We start from the raw sequence: 18134 nt of genomic DNA on the forward strand, positions 1-18134 counted from the left end.
CCGCGTGAATTTGCGTAAGTGGGACCGCGGTCGGCGGAAAAACGCTTTCGCCCCTCAGCGCGGGGTTTTCGTGACGTCACGTCGCCCTGAGTCACTTGCCGTTGGTCCAAAGCCCTGAGCCGACGACGCGCGGCCATGCATCGGCGCTGATACCGGGCGGGCAGCAGCTTTCGGATCGGATGGCTGTGAAGACGCCCCTTCGCCAGTGCGTGCTGTCTTGCCTGATTGCGACCGGCTCTCGTCAACCTGCCGGCCGGGCGGGTCGACCCGGCGGTTCGGGCGGTCGCGTGCGGGCAGAAAAGGGCTGTTGCTCAGGGCGCTCACGGCTCATAACGGACGGTGGATCAACCCGAAGGACCCGTTCCCTCATGTCATCCGACCGCCCGATCTGGCTGCGGCTCGCGCCGGTCATCTTCCTCGTCTTGTGGTCGGGGGGCTACGCGGTGGCGAAGGCGGGGCTGGGCTATGCCGCGCCGATGGTGATCCTGGCGATGCGGTTCGCGCTGGTGGTGGCGGTGATGGCGGTGCTCTGGCTGGTGCTGCGCCCGCCCTTGCCGAAAACGCGCGCCGAATGGGGGCACCTGGCCATCGTCGGGGTGTTGATCCAGTCGGTCTATTTCGGAATGACGTATTACGCGCTGGAGGCGGGTGTGGCGGCGGGCACGGTGGCGCTGTTGATGACGTTGCAGCCGATCGCTGTGGGGCTGATCGCGCCGCGCTGGACGGGCGAGCGCGTCGGCTGGAAACAGTGGTGCGAGCTGATCCTGGGATTGACCGGGGCGGCGGTGGTGATCGGCGCGCGCTCGACGCTGGAGCCGCCGAGCGCGGCGGGCTTTGTCTTTGCGATCATCGGGCTGGCGGGGATCGTGGCCGCATCGCTGTGGGAAAAGCGGTTCGGGTTGCAGCACCACCCGGTCACTTCGAACCTCGTGGGCTATGCTGCCGGGATGGTGGGGATATTGCCGTTGCTGGCGTTGCAGGAGAATCTGTCGATCGACTGGAGCTGGCCGTTCGTGGGCGTGCTCTTTTACCTGGTGGTGGGTAATTCGCTGGTGGCGGTGGGGCTGCTTCTGGCGATGATCCGGGGGGGCGACGTGGCCAAGGTGTCGGCGCTTTTCTTCCTGGTGCCGCCGCTGGCCGCGGTGATCGCCTGGGTCATGCTGGGCGAGGTGATGCCGCCCGAGGCCTGGGGCGGCATGGCGCTGGCGGGAACGGGGGTTCTGCTGGCCACGCGGAAGGCGGTGCGCTGACACAAAGAGGGGAGCGGAACGAATTGGGCCGGCGCCCGTGGCCCCGGCCCGTCCTTGTCGTGGTGAGGTGGGCAGAATGCCCACCCCACGAGGTCAGCTCTTGTTCATCCTGTTGTCGATGAGGTCGTCGACGACGTCGGGGTCTGCGAGGGTGGAGGTGTCGCCCAATGCGCCGTAGTCGTCCTCTGCGATCTTGCGCAGGATGCGGCGCATGATCTTGCCGGAGCGGGTTTTGGGCAGGCCCGGGGCCCATTGGATCAGGTCGGGCTTGGCGATGGGGCCGATTTCCTGGCGGACCCAGTCCTGCAGTTCCTTGCGCAGCGTGTCGGAGGGTTCCTCGCCGGCCATCAGCGTGACGTAGCAGTAGATGCCCTGGCCCTTGATGTCATGGGGATAGCCCACCACGGCGGCTTCGGAGACCTTGGCGTGGGCGACGAGGGCGCTCTCGACCTCCGCCGTGCCCATGCGGTGGCCCGAGACGTTGATCACGTCGTCGACCCGGCCGGTGATCCAGTAGTCGCCGTCCTCGTCCCGGCGGCAGCCGTCGCCGGTGAAGTAATAGCCCTTGTACTGCTGGAAGTAGGTGTTCATGAAGCGCTCGTGATCGCCCCAGACGGTGCGCATCTGCCCCGGCCAGCTGTCGGCGATGCAGAGCACGCCCTCGGCGGGGTTGCCCTCCACCGTCTTGCCCGATTCAGGATCGAGCACCTCGAACTTCAGCCCGAAGAAGGGCTTCATCGCGGCGCCGGGCTTGGTGGCGTGGGCGCCGGGCAGGGGGGTCATCAGGTGGCCGCCGGTCTCGGTCTGCCACCAGGTGTCGACGATGGGGCAGGTGCCCTTGCCGACCACGTTGTGATACCAGCTCCAGGCCTCGGGGTTGATCGGCTCGCCCACGGTGCCGAGCACCTTGAGGTCGGAAAGATCGCACTTGGTGACGTACTCGTCGCCCTGGCCCATGAGCGCGCGGATGGCGGTGGGGGCGGTGTAGAACTGGTTGACCTTGTGCTTCTCGCAGACCTGCCAGAAGCGGGAGGCGTCGGGGTAGGTCGGCACGCCCTCGAACATCAGGGTGGTGGCGCCGTTGGCCAAGGGCCCGTAGACGATGTAGCTGTGGCCCGTGACCCAGCCCACATCGGCGGTGCACCAGTAGACGTCGCCCTCGTGGTAATCGAAGGTGATCTCGTGCGTCATGGCGGCATAGACCAGGTAACCGCCGGTGGTGTGCACCACGCCCTTTGGCTGGCCGGTGGAGCCGGAGGTGTAGAGGATGAAGAGCGGATCCTCGGCGTTCATCTCGGCGGGTTCGCAGGTGTCCTCGACCTTCTCGGCCTCTTCGTGCAGCCAGAAGTCGAGGTCGCGGCGCCAGGCGATGGGATCGCCGGTGCGCTTGACCACGAGGCACTTGACGTCGGTGGTGTCGTGCAGGAGCGCCTGGTTGACGTTGTCCTTGAGCTTGGTGACGCGGCCGCCGCGCGGGGCGGTGTCGGCGGTGATGACGAGCTTGGCGTCGCAGCCGTTGACGCGCGCGCCGAGGGCGTCGGGCGAGAAGCCGGCGAAGACGATGGAGTGGATGGCGCCGATGCGGGCGCAGGCGAGCATGGCATAGGCCGCCTCGGGGATCATCGGCAGGTAAAGGACGACGCGGTCGCCCTTTCCGACGCCGAGATTCTTGAGCACGTTGGCCATGCGGCAGGTCTCGGCATGGAGCTGCCGGTAGGTGATGTGCTGGGCGTCGTCGTTGGGATCGTCGGGTTCCCAGATGATGGCGGTCTGGTCGGCGCGGTCCTTCAAATGCCGGTCGATGCAGTTGGCGGCAACGTTGAGCGTGCCGTCCTCGAACCACTTGATGGAGACCTGGCCGTAGGTGTAATCGACGTCCTTGACCTTGGAATAGGGCTTGATCCAGTCGATGCGCTTGCCCTGCTCGCCCCAGAAGGCCTCGGGGTCCTTGATCGAGGCCGCGTACATCTCCTCGTACTTGGCCGCGTCGACATGGGCATTCGCCGTGAAATCGGCACTGGGGGCATAGGTTTTATCGGACATGATTCCTCCCTCGGTGGTCTTGAATGTCTTGCAGGCCCGCCGCCGCCCATGAAACGGCGGGGGCGGGCATCCTCCTGATGGCAGCCTAGGGAGGTTGGCGTCAGATGGCCAGATACTCGGCGCGTAGACTTTCGTTTTCCAGCACCTCTGACGCTGTCCCGTCGAAGGCGATGCCACCCGTGTCGAGGATGATGCAGCGATCGGCGAGTTCAAGGGCGCGCACCGCGTTCTGTTCGACGAGGATCGTGGTGATGCCCTGTTCCTTGATGATGCGCAGGGTCTTTTCGATCTCGTCGACGATGACCGGGGCGAGGCCCTCGTAGGGTTCATCCAGCAGCAGCACCTTGATGTCCCGCGCCAGCGCGCGGGCGACGGCGAGCATCTGTTGTTCGCCGCCCGAAAGCGTCACGCCTTCCTGGCGGCGACGTTCGCGCAGGCGGGGGAAAAGCTCGTAGAGGCGGTCGATGGACCAGCCGATGGGCGGCGTGATCTGCGCCAGTTGCAGGTTTTCCTCGACGGTGAGGCCGGGAATGATGCAGCGGTCCTCGGGGACGAGGCCGATGCCGCAGGTGGCCGCCTGCGCGGATTTCATGGTGTGCAACGGCTGATGGTCGAGCCAGATTTCGCCATGCGCGAGTTGCGGATTGTCCATCCGGGCGATGGCGCGCAGCGTGGTCGTCTTGCCCGCGCCGTTGCGGCCCAGAAGCGCCAGGATCTCGCCCTCGTGGACGTTGAAGGAAATGTCCTGGACGATGTAGCTTTCGCCGTAATAGGCCTGCATCCCCCAGACCGACAGGAAGGCCGGCGCGGTTTCGGCGTGGTTGCGGTGCTTGGAAAAGTCGGGTTTGACGTTCATTTTTCGGGTCCTCCCGTCCCGGACCTGATCCGGGACCTATTGCAGTGGGGGCGAGGCCCCGGATCACGTCCGGGGCAGGCTCCCGGATCAGGTCCGGGGCGTCGGTGGAATGGCGGTCAGGCGCTTTCGCCGAGATAGGCTTCGCGGACCTTGGGGTGGCCCTTGATCTTGTCCGGCGTGTCCTCGACCAGGGGCGTGCCCTGGGCCAGCACGGTGATGCGTTCGGCGAGCGAGAACACCACGTGCATGTCGTGTTCGATGATGCAGATGGTGATGTCGCGCTCTTGCTTGATCTGCTTGAGAAGGTCGATCGTGTTGTTGGTGTCGGCCCGGGCCATGCCGGCGGTCGGTTCGTCCAGCAACAGCAGGCGCGGGTTCTGCGCCAGGCACATGCCGATTTCCAGGCGCCGCTTGTTGCCGCGCGACATGGCCGCCGCGTGATCGTGGCGGGCATCCGCGAGATTGAGGCTTTCCAGCATGTCCTCGGCCTGTTCGACGATGTGCTTTTCGTCCATCGTGCTTTCCAGCGCGTGCATCCGGAAGGCCCCGTCGCGGCGCGCGAAGATCGGGATCATCATGTTTTCCAGCACCGTGAGGTCGCCGAAGATCTCGGGCGTCTGGAACACGCGGGATATGCCCATCTGGTTGATCTGGTAGGCCTTGCGCCCCAGCACGGACTGCCCGTCGAACATGACCGAGCCGGTGTCGGGAATGAGCTTGCCGATGAGGCAGTTCAGAAGCGTCGACTTGCCCGCGCCGTTGGGACCGATGATGGCATGGACGGTGTTTTCCGCCACCGAGAGGTTCACGTCGCTCAGGGCCTGGAGGCCGCCGAAGCGCTTGTTGACGTTCTTGACTTCAAGAATACCCATTGTCGTCGCTCCTTATTCGGCCGGTGTGGATTGGGTGGCCTTGTCGCCGTCATCCTTGGCTTTCTTGCCTCGGAGCATGCGACCGATCCGCTGTCCGCCCTCGACCAGGCCGCCGGGCAGGAAGATCACCACGGCCATGAAGATGAGGCCGAGCGTCAGGTGCCAGCCCTTGCCGATGAAGGGGTAGACGATGGTGATGACGAAATCCTCGAGCCCGTCGGGCATGAAGGCGAACCATTCGTGCAGGATGTCCTTGTTGATCTTCGACAGGATGTTTTCCATGTACTTGATCGCGCCCGAGCCGAGGACGGGGCCGATGAGCGTGCCCGCGCCGCCGAGGATGGTCATCAGGACGACTTCACCGCTCGCGGTCCAGAACATGCGTTCGGGGCCGGCCTGCGTGTCCATCGCCACCAGGAGGCCGCCGGCAAGGCCGGCATACATGCCCGAGATCACGAAGGCTGCCAGCGTGTAGGGGCGCGCGTTGAGGCCGGTGTAATACATCCGGGTCTGGTTGGATTTCACCGCCCGCAGCATCGTGCCGAAGGGCGAGCGGAAGATCCGGATCGACAGGTAGAAGGCGATGATCATGAAGACCGCCGCGATGTAGTAGCCCATGTTGATGGTAAAGAGCCAGTCGCCGAAGGACAGGTCGAAACCTGCGCGCATGTCCATTCCGAAGAGATTGGCGCGGCCGATCTCGCCCGGCGCCAGGCTCGACAGAAGCGGGCTGTCGGTGGACTTGATCTGAAGCCCGGTTTCGCCGCCGGTGATCGGCGTCAGCACCGAGTAGGCCAGCGCATAGGACATCTGCGCGAAGGCCAGGGTCAGGATCGAAAAGTAGATGCCCGAGCGGCGCAGCGAGATATAGCCCACGGCGAGCGCGAAGAGGCCCGCGACGATCACGCCGAGGATGATCGCAGGGATCACGTTGAGCGTGACCAGCTTCATCATCCAGATGGCGGCGTAGGAGCCCACCCCGAGAAAGGCCGCGTGCCCGAAGGAAAGGTACCCGGTGAGGCCGAAGAGGATGTTGAAGCCGATGGCGAAGATCCCGTAGATCACGAAGCGCTGCATCAGGTCGGGATAACCCGCGTTGAACTGTGCCAGGCCCGAGTTCTCGGGGAACGGGTTGAGGATGAAGGGGGCCAGCAGGGTGATCGCGATGACGATCAGCAGCAGGCGGAAGTCTTTGGCGTTGAGACCGAGCATGGCTTAGTCCTCCATCACGCCCTTGCGGCCCATCAGGCCACGCGGACGTGTCAGCAGAATGATGATGGCAACCAGGTAGATGATGATCTGGTTGATGCCGGGCAGCACTTCGAGCACTTCGCGCATCGAGGCGAAGCTTTCGAGGATGCCCAGAAGGAAACCGGCCAGAACGGCGCCCGGAAGCGAGCCCATGCCGCCGACCACGACCACCACGAAGCTGAGCACGAGGAAATCCATGCCCATGTGGTAATTGGGCGAGTTGATCGGCGTGTACATGACGCCCGCGAGACCCGCCACCGCGGCGGCGAGGCCGAACATGATGGTGAAGCGGCGGTCGATGTTGATGCCCAGAAGCTGCACGGTCTCGCGGTCGGCCATGCCGGCGCGGACGACCATCCCGAAGGTGGTGAATTGCAGGAAGGCGAAGACGGCGCCGATGATGATGGCGGCGAACACGAAGTAGATGATCCGCCAGTAGGGGTAGATCACCACGTTGGGGTCGAGCCCCAGCATGGCGCCGAAATCGAACGATCCGCGGAACGCATCCGGGGCGGGCGTCGGGATCGGGTTGGCGCCGTAGTAGAACTTGATGATCTCCTGCAGGACGATGGCGAGGCCGAAGGTCACCAGGATCTGGTCCGCATGGGGGCGGCGGTAGAAATGCTTGATCAGGCCACGTTCCATGATCACGCCGATCAGCATCATCACCGGGATGGCGAAAAGGATCGAGAGCGGCACGGCCCAGTCGATGATGGCGTCGCCCGTGGCCTGGCCGAACCAGTCGTGGACATACGGCACCTGGACTTCGAGCGGGTTGCCGAGAAAGTCGGTTTGCGTTTCGTCGACGACGGTGCGGGAGAGCGTGAGAATGCGGCTCAGCGTGACGGCGCAGAACGCACCGATCATGAACAGCGCGCCATGCGCGAAGTTCACGACGCCCAACGTGCCGAAGATCAGCGTCAGGCCGAGCGCGATCAGCGCATAGGCCGAGCCTTTGTCCAGGCCATTGAGAACTTGCAGGATAATGGCTTCCATCGAAGTGCCCCTCGGGTTTGCAGAGATGCCGGTTATGATCACGGACGCGCGCGGGGCGCGTGGTCCGGCTTGGTGGTGGACGCGGGCGCGGCAGGCGCGCCCGCGTCGGAGTGTGTCAGGTCACATCCGTGCGATCAGGCGCCCGGGTTGCACTCGCCCAGGGATGCCTCTGCGCCGCCCATCTGCGGGTGGTCGGGGGCATAGGTCACCTGGTCGACCGGGGTCACCTCGACGATTTCGAGCAGGTCGAATTCGCTTTCGGGGTTCTCTTTCCCGCGCACCACCAGCACGTCCTTGAAGCACTGGTGATCCTCGGCGCGGTAGAGCGTCTTGCCGTTGCCCATGCCGTCGAATTCGAAGCCTTCCAGGGCCTCGGCCACGGCGCAGGGGTTGAACGACCCGGCGCGTTCCACGGCATCGGCATAGAGCATCGCCTGGACGTAGCAGGTATGCGCGGCCTGGGACGGCGGGAAGCCATACTTGGTGCCGAAGGATTTGACGAACGCCTTGGAGCCTTCGTCCTGCAGCGACCAGTGCCAGTTGGTGGAGCCGAAGATGCCCTTCACGTTGGCGCCGGCGCCCTTGGCCATCAGGCGGCTGTAGAGCGGAACGACGATCTCGAAGTTCTTGCCGTTCACCTGCTTTTCACGCAGGCCGAACTGAACCGCGTTGGTCAGCGAGTTCACCATGTTCCCGCCGTAGTGGTTCAGCACCAGCACGTCGGCGCCCGATTGCAGCACCGGCGCGATGTAGGACGAAAAGTCCGTCTGGGTCAGCGGCGTCTTCACCGCGGCGACGGTTTCCCAGCCCATGGCCTCGGTCGAGGCGCGCACGGCTTCCTCGGTGGTGTAGCCCCAGTTGTAGTCAGCGGTCAGGTGATAGGCCTTGCGGTCGGTGCCATAGTTGGCGGCCAGCACCGGCGCCAGCGCGGCGCCCGACATGTAGGAGTTGAAGAAGTGGCGGAAACCGTTGGCCTTGCGGTCCTTGCCGGTGGTGTCGTTGGAGTGGGTGAGACCCGCCATGAAGATGATGCCGGCCTCCTGGCAGAGTGCCTGGACGGCCACGGCCACGCCCGAGGACGACCCGCCGGTCACCATGACGGCGCCGTCTTTCTCGATCATCGACTTGGCCGAGGCGCGGGCCGCGTCGGCCTTGGTCTGGGTGTCGCCGGTGACGTATTCGACTTTCTTGCCCAGGATGCCGTTGCCTTGCAGCGCATCGGACGAGAAGGTGCTCATCATGCCGCCGTCGCCGCCGCCGTTCAGGTGCTCGACAGCCAGTTCGTAGGCGCGCAGTTCGTCGGCGCCCTCGTCGGCGTAGGGGCCGGATTGGGGCACGTTGAAGCCCAGCTTGACGGTGTCGCCGGTGGGTTCGTTGGTAAAGGCCGCGGCGGAGCTTGCCGTGAAGATGGTCGGCAGCGCGACGCCGGCGCCGGCAATGGCGCTGGTTTTCAGCAGACCACGGCGCGTGAGGTCAGTTTTGGACATTGAATCCCTCCCTTGAGTTTTTCGCGGCCGGGGCTCCTCAGGCCCGGCCGGACGCACAAACGTGCTATCAGCATTATTGGAGGCGGCTGAAAACCGTTCAACAAGGGCCTTTCCGCAAACGTTTTTTTTGTAAATAGAATCTTCAACGCAGCGCAGAAATCTGTAAATTACTTTTCAACCGTCGCGGAGACGATTGAATTAAAGAGGAATCGGACATGGCCGAGCCGGGGATGGCTGGAACACGCATCAGGCAGCGGCGGCTGGTGGCCGGGCTGAAGCAGGCCGAGCTGGCCGAGGCGGCCGGAATATCGCCCAGCTACCTCAACCTGATCGAACACAACCGGCGTCGAATCGGCGGCCGCACGCTGTTGCAGATCGCCGAGGCGCTGGGCGTGGAGCCGGCGACACTGACAGAGGGCGTGGAGTCCGAACTCCTGGCGGCCTTGCAGGAGGCGGCGGGCGACGCGGAGGCCGACGACGATCTGGGACATGACGCGCCCGAGCTGGACCGGATCGAGGAATTCGTCGGGCGGTTTCCGGGCTGGGCCGGGCGGCTGGCCGATCTGGGCCGGAAACGCGATGCGCTGGAGAGAACCGTCAAGGCGCTGAGCGAACGGCTGGCGCATGACCCGGAATTGTCGGCCACGCTGCACGAGGTCATTTCGGCGGTGACATCCATCCGCTCGACCGCGTCGATCCTGGCGGAGACGCGCGAGCTGGAGCCGGAATGGCAGATGCGCTTTCACCGCAACATCAACGAGGACGGTGCGCGCCTGGCCGAGGGGGCCGAGGCGCTGATGCGCTACCTGGAGGCCGCGCCCGAGGCCGGGGCGGAAGTGACCTCGCCGCAGGACGAGATGCACGCCTTTCTGGAACGGCACGGGTTTCACTTTCCGCAGCTCGAGGGATGGGGCGCCGAGTCGCGGATCGAGTCGATGCTGGGGCAGGTCGAGAACCGCGCCGCGCGGGCCCTGTCGCGCGCGGCGCTGACGCAGTACCTGGAGGACGCACGCGCCTTGCCGCGCGACGACATGCAGGCGGCGCTGGACGCGCATGGCCTGGCGCCGGACGCGATTGCGCACGCCACCGGCAAAAGCCTGGCGCAGGTCTTCCGCCGCCTGGCCACGCTGCCCGAGGACATGGTCGGGCCCGTGGGGCTGATCGTGGTGGACGGGGCGGGTGCGTTGATCCTGCGCAAGACGGTCATGGGGTTCACCACGCCGCGCAGCGGGGCGGGCTGTGCGCTTTGGCCTCTCTACGAGGTGCTGGGCCAGCCCGGGCGCCCGGTGCAGGCGGCGCTGTTGCAGGGCGACCTGCGCGTGTGCGCGATGGCCGTGGCCGAGGAGACGGTGCCTGCCAGCTTTGCCTCCCCGCCGTTGATGCGGGCCTACATGCTGATCCTTCCCGAACCACGGGGGACGGACCGGGCGCAGGCTCGGCCCGTGGGGGTGACCTGCCGGATCTGTCCGATCGCGGGCTGCGCGGCGCGCCGCGAGCGGTCGGTCCTGCGGGACGCTTTATGAGTGATGACCTTTTGACAGGCGACACGAGTTTCGCAATAGTCGTCGGAGGGGAGACGAAATTGATCGGAGGGGAGGCCGGTTAGATGGGCAAGACCGTGCTTCTGATCGAGGACGAGCAGAACATCATCGAGGCCGTGAGCTTTATCCTGTCGCGTGACGGCTGGGAGGTGAAGACCCATGCCAACGGCCAGAACGCGATGGAGGCGGTGCGCGCGAGAGAGCCGGACGTGGTGATCCTCGACGTGATGCTGCCGGGCAAGAGCGGCTTCGACATCCTGTCCGAGATCCGCGCCGAGGCCCGGTTCGAGCGGCTGCCGGTTCTGATGCTGTCCGCGCGCGGGCAGGCCAAGGACGTGGAAATGGCGAAGCGCGCGGGCGCGGACCGCTACATGACCAAGCCCTTTTCCAATGCCGAGGTCCTGGACGCCGTGCGCGCCCTGGTGCCGTCATGAGCCGTGACGGCGGACCGATATTCCTGGCGCGGCGGGCCTATTTCCAGCGCCGGATGATGGATGCGGCCCGGCTCTTGCCGGTGCTGGGGGCGGGCATGTTCGTGCTGCCGCTTCTGTGGAAGTCGGGCGAGGGCGCACGCACGGTCGCGGTGATGTTCTACATCTTCCTGTGCTGGGTTCTTCTGATCGGCCTGGGCTGGATCGTCTCGCGGCGGCTGTCCCCGGCGGATGCGCCGGACGCGCCCGGGGCCGGCACCGCGTCCGAACATCAGGTGCGCCCGTCCCGGGAGGGGTGAATGGGCGCGCTGAACGTCATTGTCCTGGTCAGCCTGCTCTACGTGGCGCTGCTGTTCTGCGTGGCCTTCGCCGCCGACCGCGCCGCCGCGCGGGGCCGGGGAACCTGGCTGCGCTCGCCCATCGTCTACACGCTGTCGCTGTCCATATACTGCACCGCCTGGACGTTTTACGGGGCGGTGGGGTTCGCCGCGCGGTCGGGGCTGGAATACCTGACGATCTACCTGGGGCCGACATTGGTGATGGTGGGCTGGTGGTGGACCCTGCGCAAGATGGTGCGGGTGGGGCGCAGCCAGCGGATCACCTCGATCGCCGACCTGATTTCCAGCCGGTTCGGCAAGTCGAACGCGCTGGCGGTGTTCGTGACAGTCCTCGCCGTGATCGGCACCACGCCCTATATCGCGCTGCAGCTTCAGTCGGTGACGATATCCTTCGCGGCCTTTGCCGCCGCCGATCCGACCCACACGGGAGAGATCAGCGAGACGGCGACGGCGCTGTGGGTTGCGGTGGGGCTGGTGGTTTTCACCATCCTGTTCGGGACGCGCAACCTCGATGCCAACGAGCGGCATCACGGCCTGGTCATGGCCATCGCGCTGGAGGCAGTCGTGAAGCTGTGCGCGCTGCTGGCGGTGGGCATCTTCGTGGTCTGGGGCCTTGCGGGTGGCGTTGACGAGACCCTGGCGCGGATCGACCAGAGCGCCATCGCCCGCTGGGACGTCCCGGGAAGCCGCTGGGTGGGCCTGACGCTGCTCTCGGCGGCGGCGTTCATGTGTCTGCCGCGGATGTTCCAGGTTATGGTGGTGGAAAACGAGGACGAGGGGCATCTGCGCACGGCGTCCTGGGCGTTTCCGACCTACGTCATGCTGATGAGCCTTTTCGTGGTGCCCATTGCGGCGGTGGGGCTGGACCTGAGCCCGGCCGGTGCCAACCCGGACCTGTTCGTGCTGACGCTGCCGTTGGAGAACGGGCAGGAAGGTCTGGCGGTGCTGTCCTTCCTTGGAGGGTTCAGCAGCGCCACCTCGATGGTGATCGTGGCCGCGATCGCCCTGTCGACAATGGTGTCGAACCACGTGGTGATGCCGGTCTGGCTGTGGATGTCCGGCGGAAGTGCCGTCATTTCGGGCGACGTGCGGCAGGTGGCGATCCGCGCGCGGCGGTTGTCGATCGGCGTGATCCTGTTCCTGGGCTATCTCTATTTCCGGGTGTCGGGCGGCGGAACGGCGCTGGCGGCCATCGGCCTGATCTCGTTCGTCGGCGTGGCGCAGTTCCTGCCCGCGCTGCTGGGCGGGTTGTTCTGGCGCGGGGCCAACCGGCGCGGGGCGCTGGCCGGGCTGTCGGTGGGCTTCGCCGTCTGGATGTACAGCCTGTTCCTGCCCAGCTTCGGCGCGTCGGCGGTGATGCCGCAAGCGGTTCTGGACGAGGGGTTGATGGGGTTGTCGTGGCTGCGGCCGCAGGCGCTGTTCTGGGCCGCCGGCATGGACCCGGTGGTGCATGCGTTCATGTGGAGCCTGTCGCTGAACATCGTTGTTTTCGTCGTCGTGTCGCTGGTCAGCTTCCCGCAGCCGGTAGAGCGGCTTCAGGGCGCCCAGTTCGTCAACGTGTTCGAGCATTCCGCCACCTCGGGCGGCTGGACCGGGGGACTGGCGCAGAGCGAGGACCTGATGATCATGGCGCAGCGGATCATGGGCGCGAAGGAGGCGCAGGCGCTGTTCGCCGAGGCCGCGCGCGAGCAGGGGGTCGGCGGCTATCTGCCGGAACCGACGCCGGATTTCCTGAGCCGGCTGGAACGGTCATTGGCGGGCTCGGTGGGCGCCGCGACGGCACATGCGATGATCAGCCAGATCGTCGGTGGCGCCAGCGTGTCGGTCCAGGACCTGATGGCGGTGGCGGACGAGACCGCGCAGATCATGGAATATTCCAGCCAGCTGGAGATGAAGACCGAGGAACAGGCCCGGACCGCGCGGCAACTGCGGCAGGTGAACGAGAAGCTGACCCAGATTTCGGTGCAGAAGGACGCTTTCCTGAGCCAGATCAGCCACGAGTTGCGCACGCCGATGACGTCGATCCGCGCGTTTTCGGAAATCCTGCGCGACGGGGGCGACATGCCGGAGGCCGAACAGCGGCGCTATGCCTCGATCATCCACGACGAGGCGATCCGGCTGACGCGGCTGCTGGACGACCTGCTGGACCTGAGCGTGCTGGAGAACGCGCAGATCGTCCTGAGCCTCGAGGATGGCGAGCTTGGCCCCCTGTTGGACCGGGCGGCGGTGGCGGCGGGCCTGACCGACGGGGGCATGGTGATGCACCGCGATGCCGAAGCAGACCGGGTGCGCTTGCACACTGATACGGACCGGCTGGCGCAGGTGTTCATCAACCTCATGTCGAACGCGCGGAAATATTGCGATGCGGAAGCTCCGCGGCTGGACATCCGCGTGGCCGAGCGCAACGGGACGCTGGTGGTGGATTTCATCGACAATGGCAGCGGCATCCCGACGGACCAGCAGGGGACGATCTTCGAGAAGTTCGCGCGGGTCAGCGAGACCAAGGCGGGAGGCGCGGGCCTGGGGCTGGCGATCTGCCGCGAGATCATGGCGCGGCTGGGCGGGGGCATCGAATACCTGCCCGGACAGGATGGCGGCGCGTTCCGGGTCTATCTGCCGATGGCGGAGGGCGCCGCGGCCCAGGCGGCGCAATAGGCGGCCGGCGCATTTTTTCGCGGCGCCTGCGGGCCGATATCAATCCTATCGTAACCTTCTTGCGCTTAGCTGCCGCCGATCACCGGGGCCGGACGGCAGGCGTGGCCTGACCGGCGCGGTATGACGGCGATACGCGCGACACCACAGGAAGGAACGCGACTGGTCATGAGCGCAGAGCCCGCGGAGAGTGCATCTGTCATCCATCGCAAGGCCAAGGTGGCCCGCGACGAATTCGATGCGCGTGAAATGTCGCCGTCAAAGGCGTTGCGGCTGGCCCTGGCCAAGGCGGCCTCGGCCCAGTTCGAGCTGTCGCTTGTCGTGCGGATGGTCGAGCATGAAGGCGTGGCGCTGACCGGGATCGAATCCCTCGCCGGCGAGGACGGCCTGCTGATCCTGCTGGACGGGCTGGACGGTCCGCCCGGCGCGATCAAGCTGGACCTGCAGTTCGTGATGGCGCTGATCGAGGTGCAGCTCATGGGGGAGGTCCGGCAAGGCGCGGCGAAACCGCGCCCGTTCACCCCGACCGACGCGGCGATCGTCCAGCCTTTGATGAACGCGGTCCTGGAAGGGTATGCCGACCAGGTGGATGCGTGCGATCGGATGCCGCGGGCGGCGCGCTTCCGCTTTGGCGACCGGCTGGAGAACGGGCGTGCCTTGGCGCTGGCGCTCTGGGCGCCGGATTATGACCTTTACCGTCTGAACGTGGATTTCGGGCCGGGGGCGAAGACCGGCGTGATGGAACTGATCCTGCCCGAGCGCCCGCCCGAGCCGGAGGCGGAGACGAATGACGGCACCACGCTGGCCCGCAAGCTGGAAGAGAACGCGATGAACGCGCCGGTGATGCTGGACGCGGTCCTGGCCCCGCTGCGCCTGCCGTTGAAGGAGATTTGCGGCTGGGCGCCGGGAACGCTTCTGAAGCTTTCGCCGGAGACCGTGACCGGCGCACGGGTGATCGGGGCGAAAGGGCACAAGGTGGCGCCGGCGGCGCTGGGGCAGCTCAACGGGTTCCGCGCCGTGCGCATGGTGCTGAAATCCGAACCCGGGGATGAAGTCGCCGAGCGCAGCGATGGGTCCGGCGGCTCTGCCATGCAGGAGGCGGGCGGCCGATCGAGTGGAGAGGGCGCGACAGCGCAGGATCAGACGGATCTGCCCGATTATCCGGACGCGCCCGCATTGTCGGACCTGACGGATCTGCCCGATCTGCCTGGCCTGCCGGACCTTGATGACCTGCCCGACCTGCCGGATCTTGGCGAAGGTGAGAGCGACCTGCCGGAGTTGCCGGGACTTGATGACGCCCGGGCGGAGCATGGCGAGGAGGACGGCGCACTGGACGCCTTGGTCGAGGAAGAACTGGCCCGCGCCGCTGCGCGGTTCGAGGTCGAGGGAGAAGACGATGATCTGCCGATGCCGGGCGGACCGAGCCTTGGCGCGCCGGTGACATGAGGCCCGCGGCGCTGCGCGGCGAAGATTTGCGTCTGGTCGCAGGCCCGCCGACCGTGCCGGATGCAAGGCGCCACGCCCGAGGACGGGCGCGGCCCTGACCCCCTTGCAGGGTGAGGCCGAGGGCCGATGCTCGGCCCGACCAGCCGCGCCTGCGCCCAAAACGTGAGCGGGATCGAGCCGGAACCGGGAAAAACCAGCTTTTCCTGCGTCGGCATGCTTCTATTGAGATGACGGTTCATGTTATGGTTGTGGCGCGAGGCCTGCGGTCATATTGACCGGACGCGGCAGGCCGCCACTGGGAGGAGTTGCCATGACAAAGTTATCTCAGGAGATCAAGCAATTGCACCGTCAGATCCTGGATCTGAGCGAAGGTGAACGGTACCGTCTGCAGCCGCGCCTGGCAGGGCTTCTGGGGCAGATGCGCCACGCCGGAGAGCCGGTGCCCGCCGCCATGCAGCGTCTGAACGAGACGCTTCTGGATGAGGCGATTGAGGCACAGTTCGAGAATATGCCCGTCTGAACCGCGTCCAAGTGGCTCAAATCATTTGCATATAGCTGGTGCCGCGCTGTCTAGTGGCGGCAGTGTTCAAGTTGCCACGGGGCGCAAAGAGCCGTGTCCGAAGTGAATTACGAGGTGGCCGATGGCGTCGCCGTCCTGCGGCTGGCGCGGGGCGAGGCCAACGCCCTGTCTCCGGAGATGCGCGCGGAGCTGGCCGCCGCGCTCAGCCGTGCCGCGGAAGATGCAGAGGTGCGGGCGGTCGTTCTGACCGGAGCCGGGGGCACGTTCAGCTCCGGTGTCGACCTGGCCGAATATGACGGCCCGTTGGCGCCCCCATGGCTCGACGTTCTGACACAGCGGATCGAGACCCACTCCAAGCCCGTGATCGCGGCGCTGGACGGCAACGCACTGGGGGCGGCGTTCGAGCTGGCGCTGGCGTGTCACGCGCGGGTTGCGCGGGCGGGAAGCCGCGTCGCCTTGCCCGAAGTCGGGCTGGGCATGATGCCGAGCGGCGGCAGCACGCAACGCCTGCCGCGTTTGCTGGGGGCACAGGCGGCGCTGGAATTCCTTTTGACGGGACGCTCCGTCGCGGTGGAAGAGCCACGGCTGGCCAAACTTTTTGCGGAGGTCACGACGGAGGCGCCGCTTGGCGCCGCGCTGAGCATCGCGCGGCGCTTTGCGCAGGCGCCGGATTTCGCGCGTGTCTGGCAGATAGAGCGGGGGTTCTCGGATCCGGCCGCCTATCGCCGGGCCGTGACCGAGGTGGCCGCACGGATCGACACGCGCGACAGCGCCGAAGCCGATATCGTCCGCTGCGTCGAGGCGGCGCAGCTGTTGCCGTATGCGCAGGGGCTGCAGTTCGAGGCCGCGACCTTCGAGGCGCGCCTGGCGCGTGCCGACGCAAGGGCGGCCCGGCATCTTTACGCCGCGGAACGGCGAGCCGGTGTCTGGCCCGAAGCGCAGCAGGGCACGGCGCGGCAGATCAAGACAGTGGTGCTGGTCGGGTCCGATCCGGTGTTGCCGGAGCTGGCGGTCCATGCGCTGGACAACGATCGGCGCGTGGCCATCCTGGCGGCCGGCCCGGCAGGCGAGGCGATGACGGCACGCGCGCGGGCGGTCTATGAAGGTGCGGTGGCGCGCAAGCGCATGACCGAGGCCGAGCGCGACGCGCGGCTGGCCCAACTGAGCCACGGCGGCGATCCGGCGGTCCTGATGGCGGCGGATTTGGTCCTGGATGGCGGTGGCGGCGATGTCGGGGGATATCCGGTGCGAAAGGGCGCGGTCTGGTGCCTTGTATCGGGACGCGACCGTGCGGCATCGCGTCGGGCGCAACTGGGGCAGGGGGTTCCGGTGCTGGCGCTGCGCGCCTATCGCCCCGCGCATGTGCGCCCGCTGGTCGAACTGGCGGTACCGGAGACCGCGGACCCGGACGCGGTGATGACGGTGAGGCAGTATTTTGCCGGGGTTGAGCGCTGCGTGTTGCGCAGTGCGGACCGGCCCGGGATGCTTGGCCACCGCCTGATGGGGGCGGTGCAGCGGGCGGCGCTGGCACTGATGCGGGCCGGCGCCCCGGCAGAGGCGGTCGAGGCGGCGGCGCGCAGGTTCGGATTTACGCGCGGCCCGCTGGAACTGGTCGAGGTGGACGGGATCGGCGTGACCGTGGCGCGGTTGCGCCGGATCTTCGGCGGCGTGCCGGAACTGGCGTTGCTGGACGCAAGGGCCGACGCCGTGGCCGCCGGCAAGACGCCCGGCCAGGGCTTTTACGCATCGCAGGGGCATGCGCTGGTGCCCGATCCGGGGCTGGCGGACTGGATAGGGGCGTGGCGCGAGGGGCAGCGTGATCTGCCGGATCTTCCGGACGTGCCTCTGGATGTGGCGCTGCACGCCGCGATCCTGGCGGAAACCGGGCGAATGCTGGAGGACGGGACCGTTGCGCGCGCCTCGGATATCGACCTGTGCATGGTGCGGGGCTACGGGTTTGACGTGACGCGGGGCGGTCCGATCCTGGCGGCGGAGGCGGACGGGCTTTTGCGCTACCTACGGGCCATGAAGGCGCTCATGCCGCTTGCCCCTGCGCTGTGGACACCGCCCGTCGAGCTGGAGGAGATGGTCAAGTACGGTCGGCGGTTCTTCGGTGCCGGCGCTGGGCCCTAGCCGAGGGTGATCCCGAGGATTACCAGCATCAGGCCTATGACCGACAGGAACAAGGCCCCCGTGTTGACCGGCAGAATGCGTTGCAGGGCGGCGCGCAGCTCTTCATCGGACAGGCCCGCGCGTCGGGCGCGGACCACGCGCAGGATGCACCATACCAGCAAGGCGAGGCCGGCCAGCGTGACCGCGGCTCCGAGCCAGATCAGAATTTCCATCAGGGGTCTCCGCGTTGGTCTTGCCGGTGCCGTTTCGGGTAGCGCATCGCGCCCCGGGTCGCAAGGCGCAGGGTGCGAAAACGGGCTTGCGGGGCCGGGGGCGCGC

15 protein-coding genes are annotated in these 18134 nt (G+C 66.7%); 8 read left to right on the forward strand and 7 right to left on the reverse strand.

Going from position 1 to position 18134, the window contains the following annotated elements; genetic code table 11:
* Nucleotides 1-368 precede the first annotated feature (368 nt).
* Nucleotides 369-1250, forward strand: a complete 882-nt coding sequence (locus tag KUV49_RS09455) for a DMT family transporter (RefSeq protein WP_222449723.1) — start codon at nucleotides 369-371, stop codon at nucleotides 1248-1250.
* 93 nt (nucleotides 1251-1343) lie between these two features.
* Here the strand turns inward: KUV49_RS09455 and acs are convergent, their stop codons facing one another.
* From acs to KUV49_RS09485, 6 genes are all read right to left on the reverse strand, one after another.
* The gene (gene acs, locus KUV49_RS09460; RefSeq protein WP_222449724.1) at nucleotides 1344-3293 is read right to left on the reverse strand and encodes an acetate--CoA ligase; all 1950 of its coding nucleotides are present in this window, start codon (nucleotides 3291-3293) and stop codon (nucleotides 1344-1346) included.
* Nucleotides 3294-3393: 100 nt separating this feature from the next.
* Nucleotides 3394-4149, reverse strand: a complete 756-nt coding sequence (locus KUV49_RS09465) for an ABC transporter ATP-binding protein (RefSeq protein WP_222449725.1) — start codon at nucleotides 4147-4149, stop codon at nucleotides 3394-3396.
* 116 nt (nucleotides 4150-4265) lie between these two features.
* Complete coding sequence (locus tag KUV49_RS09470) at nucleotides 4266-5021, reverse strand: ABC transporter ATP-binding protein (RefSeq protein WP_222449726.1); 756 nt, start codon at nucleotides 5019-5021, stop codon at nucleotides 4266-4268.
* A gap of 12 nt (nucleotides 5022-5033) precedes the next feature.
* On the reverse strand, nucleotides 5034-6233 hold the full coding sequence (locus KUV49_RS09475) for a branched-chain amino acid ABC transporter permease (RefSeq protein WP_222449727.1): 1200 nt from the start codon (nucleotides 6231-6233) through the stop codon (nucleotides 5034-5036).
* A 3-nt stretch (nucleotides 6234-6236) separates the two neighbouring features.
* Nucleotides 6237-7268, reverse strand: a complete 1032-nt coding sequence (locus KUV49_RS09480; protein WP_222449728.1) for a branched-chain amino acid ABC transporter permease — start codon at nucleotides 7266-7268, stop codon at nucleotides 6237-6239.
* 134 nt (nucleotides 7269-7402) lie between these two features.
* A complete protein-coding gene (locus tag KUV49_RS09485) occupies nucleotides 7403-8755 on the reverse strand; it encodes a substrate-binding protein (RefSeq protein WP_222449729.1) in 1353 nt (450 codons plus the stop codon).
* Nucleotides 8756-8985: 230 nt separating this feature from the next.
* Between KUV49_RS09485 and KUV49_RS09490 the strand changes: the two genes are divergently transcribed.
* The 7 genes from KUV49_RS09490 (at nucleotide 8986) to KUV49_RS21650 (ending at nucleotide 17816) form a co-directional block, all read left to right on the forward strand.
* The gene (locus KUV49_RS09490; protein WP_261391127.1) at nucleotides 8986-10278 is read left to right on the forward strand and encodes a helix-turn-helix domain-containing protein; all 1293 of its coding nucleotides are present in this window, start codon (nucleotides 8986-8988) and stop codon (nucleotides 10276-10278) included.
* An 83-nt stretch (nucleotides 10279-10361) separates the two neighbouring features.
* A complete protein-coding gene (locus KUV49_RS09495; RefSeq protein ID WP_152491971.1) occupies nucleotides 10362-10730 on the forward strand; it encodes a response regulator transcription factor in 369 nt (122 codons plus the stop codon).
* A complete protein-coding gene (locus tag KUV49_RS09500) occupies nucleotides 10727-11026 on the forward strand; it encodes a hypothetical protein (protein WP_222449731.1) in 300 nt (99 codons plus the stop codon). Before KUV49_RS09495 ends, KUV49_RS09500 begins: the two co-directional genes overlap by 4 nt.
* A complete protein-coding gene (locus tag KUV49_RS09505; protein WP_222449732.1) occupies nucleotides 11027-13720 on the forward strand; it encodes a sensor histidine kinase in 2694 nt (897 codons plus the stop codon). It begins immediately after the preceding gene.
* Nucleotides 13721-13885: 165 nt separating this feature from the next.
* A complete protein-coding gene (locus KUV49_RS09510; RefSeq protein WP_222449733.1) occupies nucleotides 13886-15163 on the forward strand; it encodes a FliM/FliN family flagellar motor switch protein in 1278 nt (425 codons plus the stop codon).
* Between the two features lie 310 nt (nucleotides 15164-15473).
* Nucleotides 15474-15683: a hypothetical protein gene (locus KUV49_RS09515; protein WP_152491974.1), complete on the forward strand. Its 210-nt coding sequence runs from the start codon at nucleotides 15474-15476 to the stop codon at nucleotides 15681-15683.
* A 93-nt stretch (nucleotides 15684-15776) separates the two neighbouring features.
* Entirely contained in the window at nucleotides 15777-17816 is a 2040-nt protein-coding gene (locus KUV49_RS21650) for an enoyl-CoA hydratase/isomerase family protein (RefSeq protein ID WP_222449734.1), read from the forward strand.
* Here the strand turns inward: KUV49_RS21650 and KUV49_RS09525 are convergent.
* Complete coding sequence (locus KUV49_RS09525) at nucleotides 17813-18028, reverse strand: hypothetical protein (protein WP_152491976.1); 216 nt, start codon at nucleotides 18026-18028, stop codon at nucleotides 17813-17815. The two genes, KUV49_RS21650 and KUV49_RS09525, sit on opposite strands and share 4 nt — an antisense overlap.
* Between the last annotated feature and the right edge of the window lie 106 nt (nucleotides 18029-18134).

The organism is Roseovarius atlanticus, from assembly GCF_019802205.1.
Classification (GTDB): domain Bacteria; phylum Pseudomonadota; class Alphaproteobacteria; order Rhodobacterales; family Rhodobacteraceae; genus Roseovarius; species Roseovarius atlanticus_A.

Excerpts from the sequence above, each read along its gene's own strand:
- KUV49_RS09485 (WP_222449729.1), bottom strand. The coding sequence starts at position 8,755 with ATGTCCAAAACTGACCTCACGCGCCGTGGTCTGCTGAAAACCAGCGCC.
- KUV49_RS09470 (WP_222449726.1), bottom strand. The coding sequence starts at position 5,021 with ATGGGTATTCTTGAAGTCAAGAACGTCAACAAGCGCTTCGGCGGCCTC.
- acs (WP_222449724.1), bottom strand. The coding sequence starts at position 3,293 with ATGTCCGATAAAACCTATGCCCCCAGTGCCGATTTCACGGCGAATGCC.
- KUV49_RS09510 (WP_222449733.1), top strand. The coding sequence starts at position 13,886 with ATGAGCGCAGAGCCCGCGGAGAGTGCATCTGTCATCCATCGCAAGGCC.
- KUV49_RS09500 (WP_222449731.1), top strand. The coding sequence starts at position 10,727 with ATGAGCCGTGACGGCGGACCGATATTCCTGGCGCGGCGGGCCTATTTC.
- KUV49_RS09455 (WP_222449723.1), top strand. The coding sequence starts at position 369 with ATGTCATCCGACCGCCCGATCTGGCTGCGGCTCGCGCCGGTCATCTTC.
- KUV49_RS09515 (WP_152491974.1), top strand. The coding sequence starts at position 15,474 with ATGACAAAGTTATCTCAGGAGATCAAGCAATTGCACCGTCAGATCCTG.
- KUV49_RS09495 (WP_152491971.1), top strand. The coding sequence starts at position 10,362 with ATGGGCAAGACCGTGCTTCTGATCGAGGACGAGCAGAACATCATCGAG.
- KUV49_RS09525 (WP_152491976.1), bottom strand. The coding sequence starts at position 18,028 with ATGGAAATTCTGATCTGGCTCGGAGCCGCGGTCACGCTGGCCGGCCTC.
- KUV49_RS09465 (WP_222449725.1), bottom strand. The coding sequence starts at position 4,149 with ATGAACGTCAAACCCGACTTTTCCAAGCACCGCAACCACGCCGAAACC.
- KUV49_RS09505 (WP_222449732.1), top strand. The coding sequence starts at position 11,027 with ATGGGCGCGCTGAACGTCATTGTCCTGGTCAGCCTGCTCTACGTGGCG.
- KUV49_RS09480 (WP_222449728.1), bottom strand. The coding sequence starts at position 7,268 with ATGGAAGCCATTATCCTGCAAGTTCTCAATGGCCTGGACAAAGGCTCG.
- KUV49_RS09475 (WP_222449727.1), bottom strand. The coding sequence starts at position 6,233 with ATGCTCGGTCTCAACGCCAAAGACTTCCGCCTGCTGCTGATCGTCATC.
- KUV49_RS09490 (WP_261391127.1), top strand. The coding sequence starts at position 8,986 with ATGGCTGGAACACGCATCAGGCAGCGGCGGCTGGTGGCCGGGCTGAAG.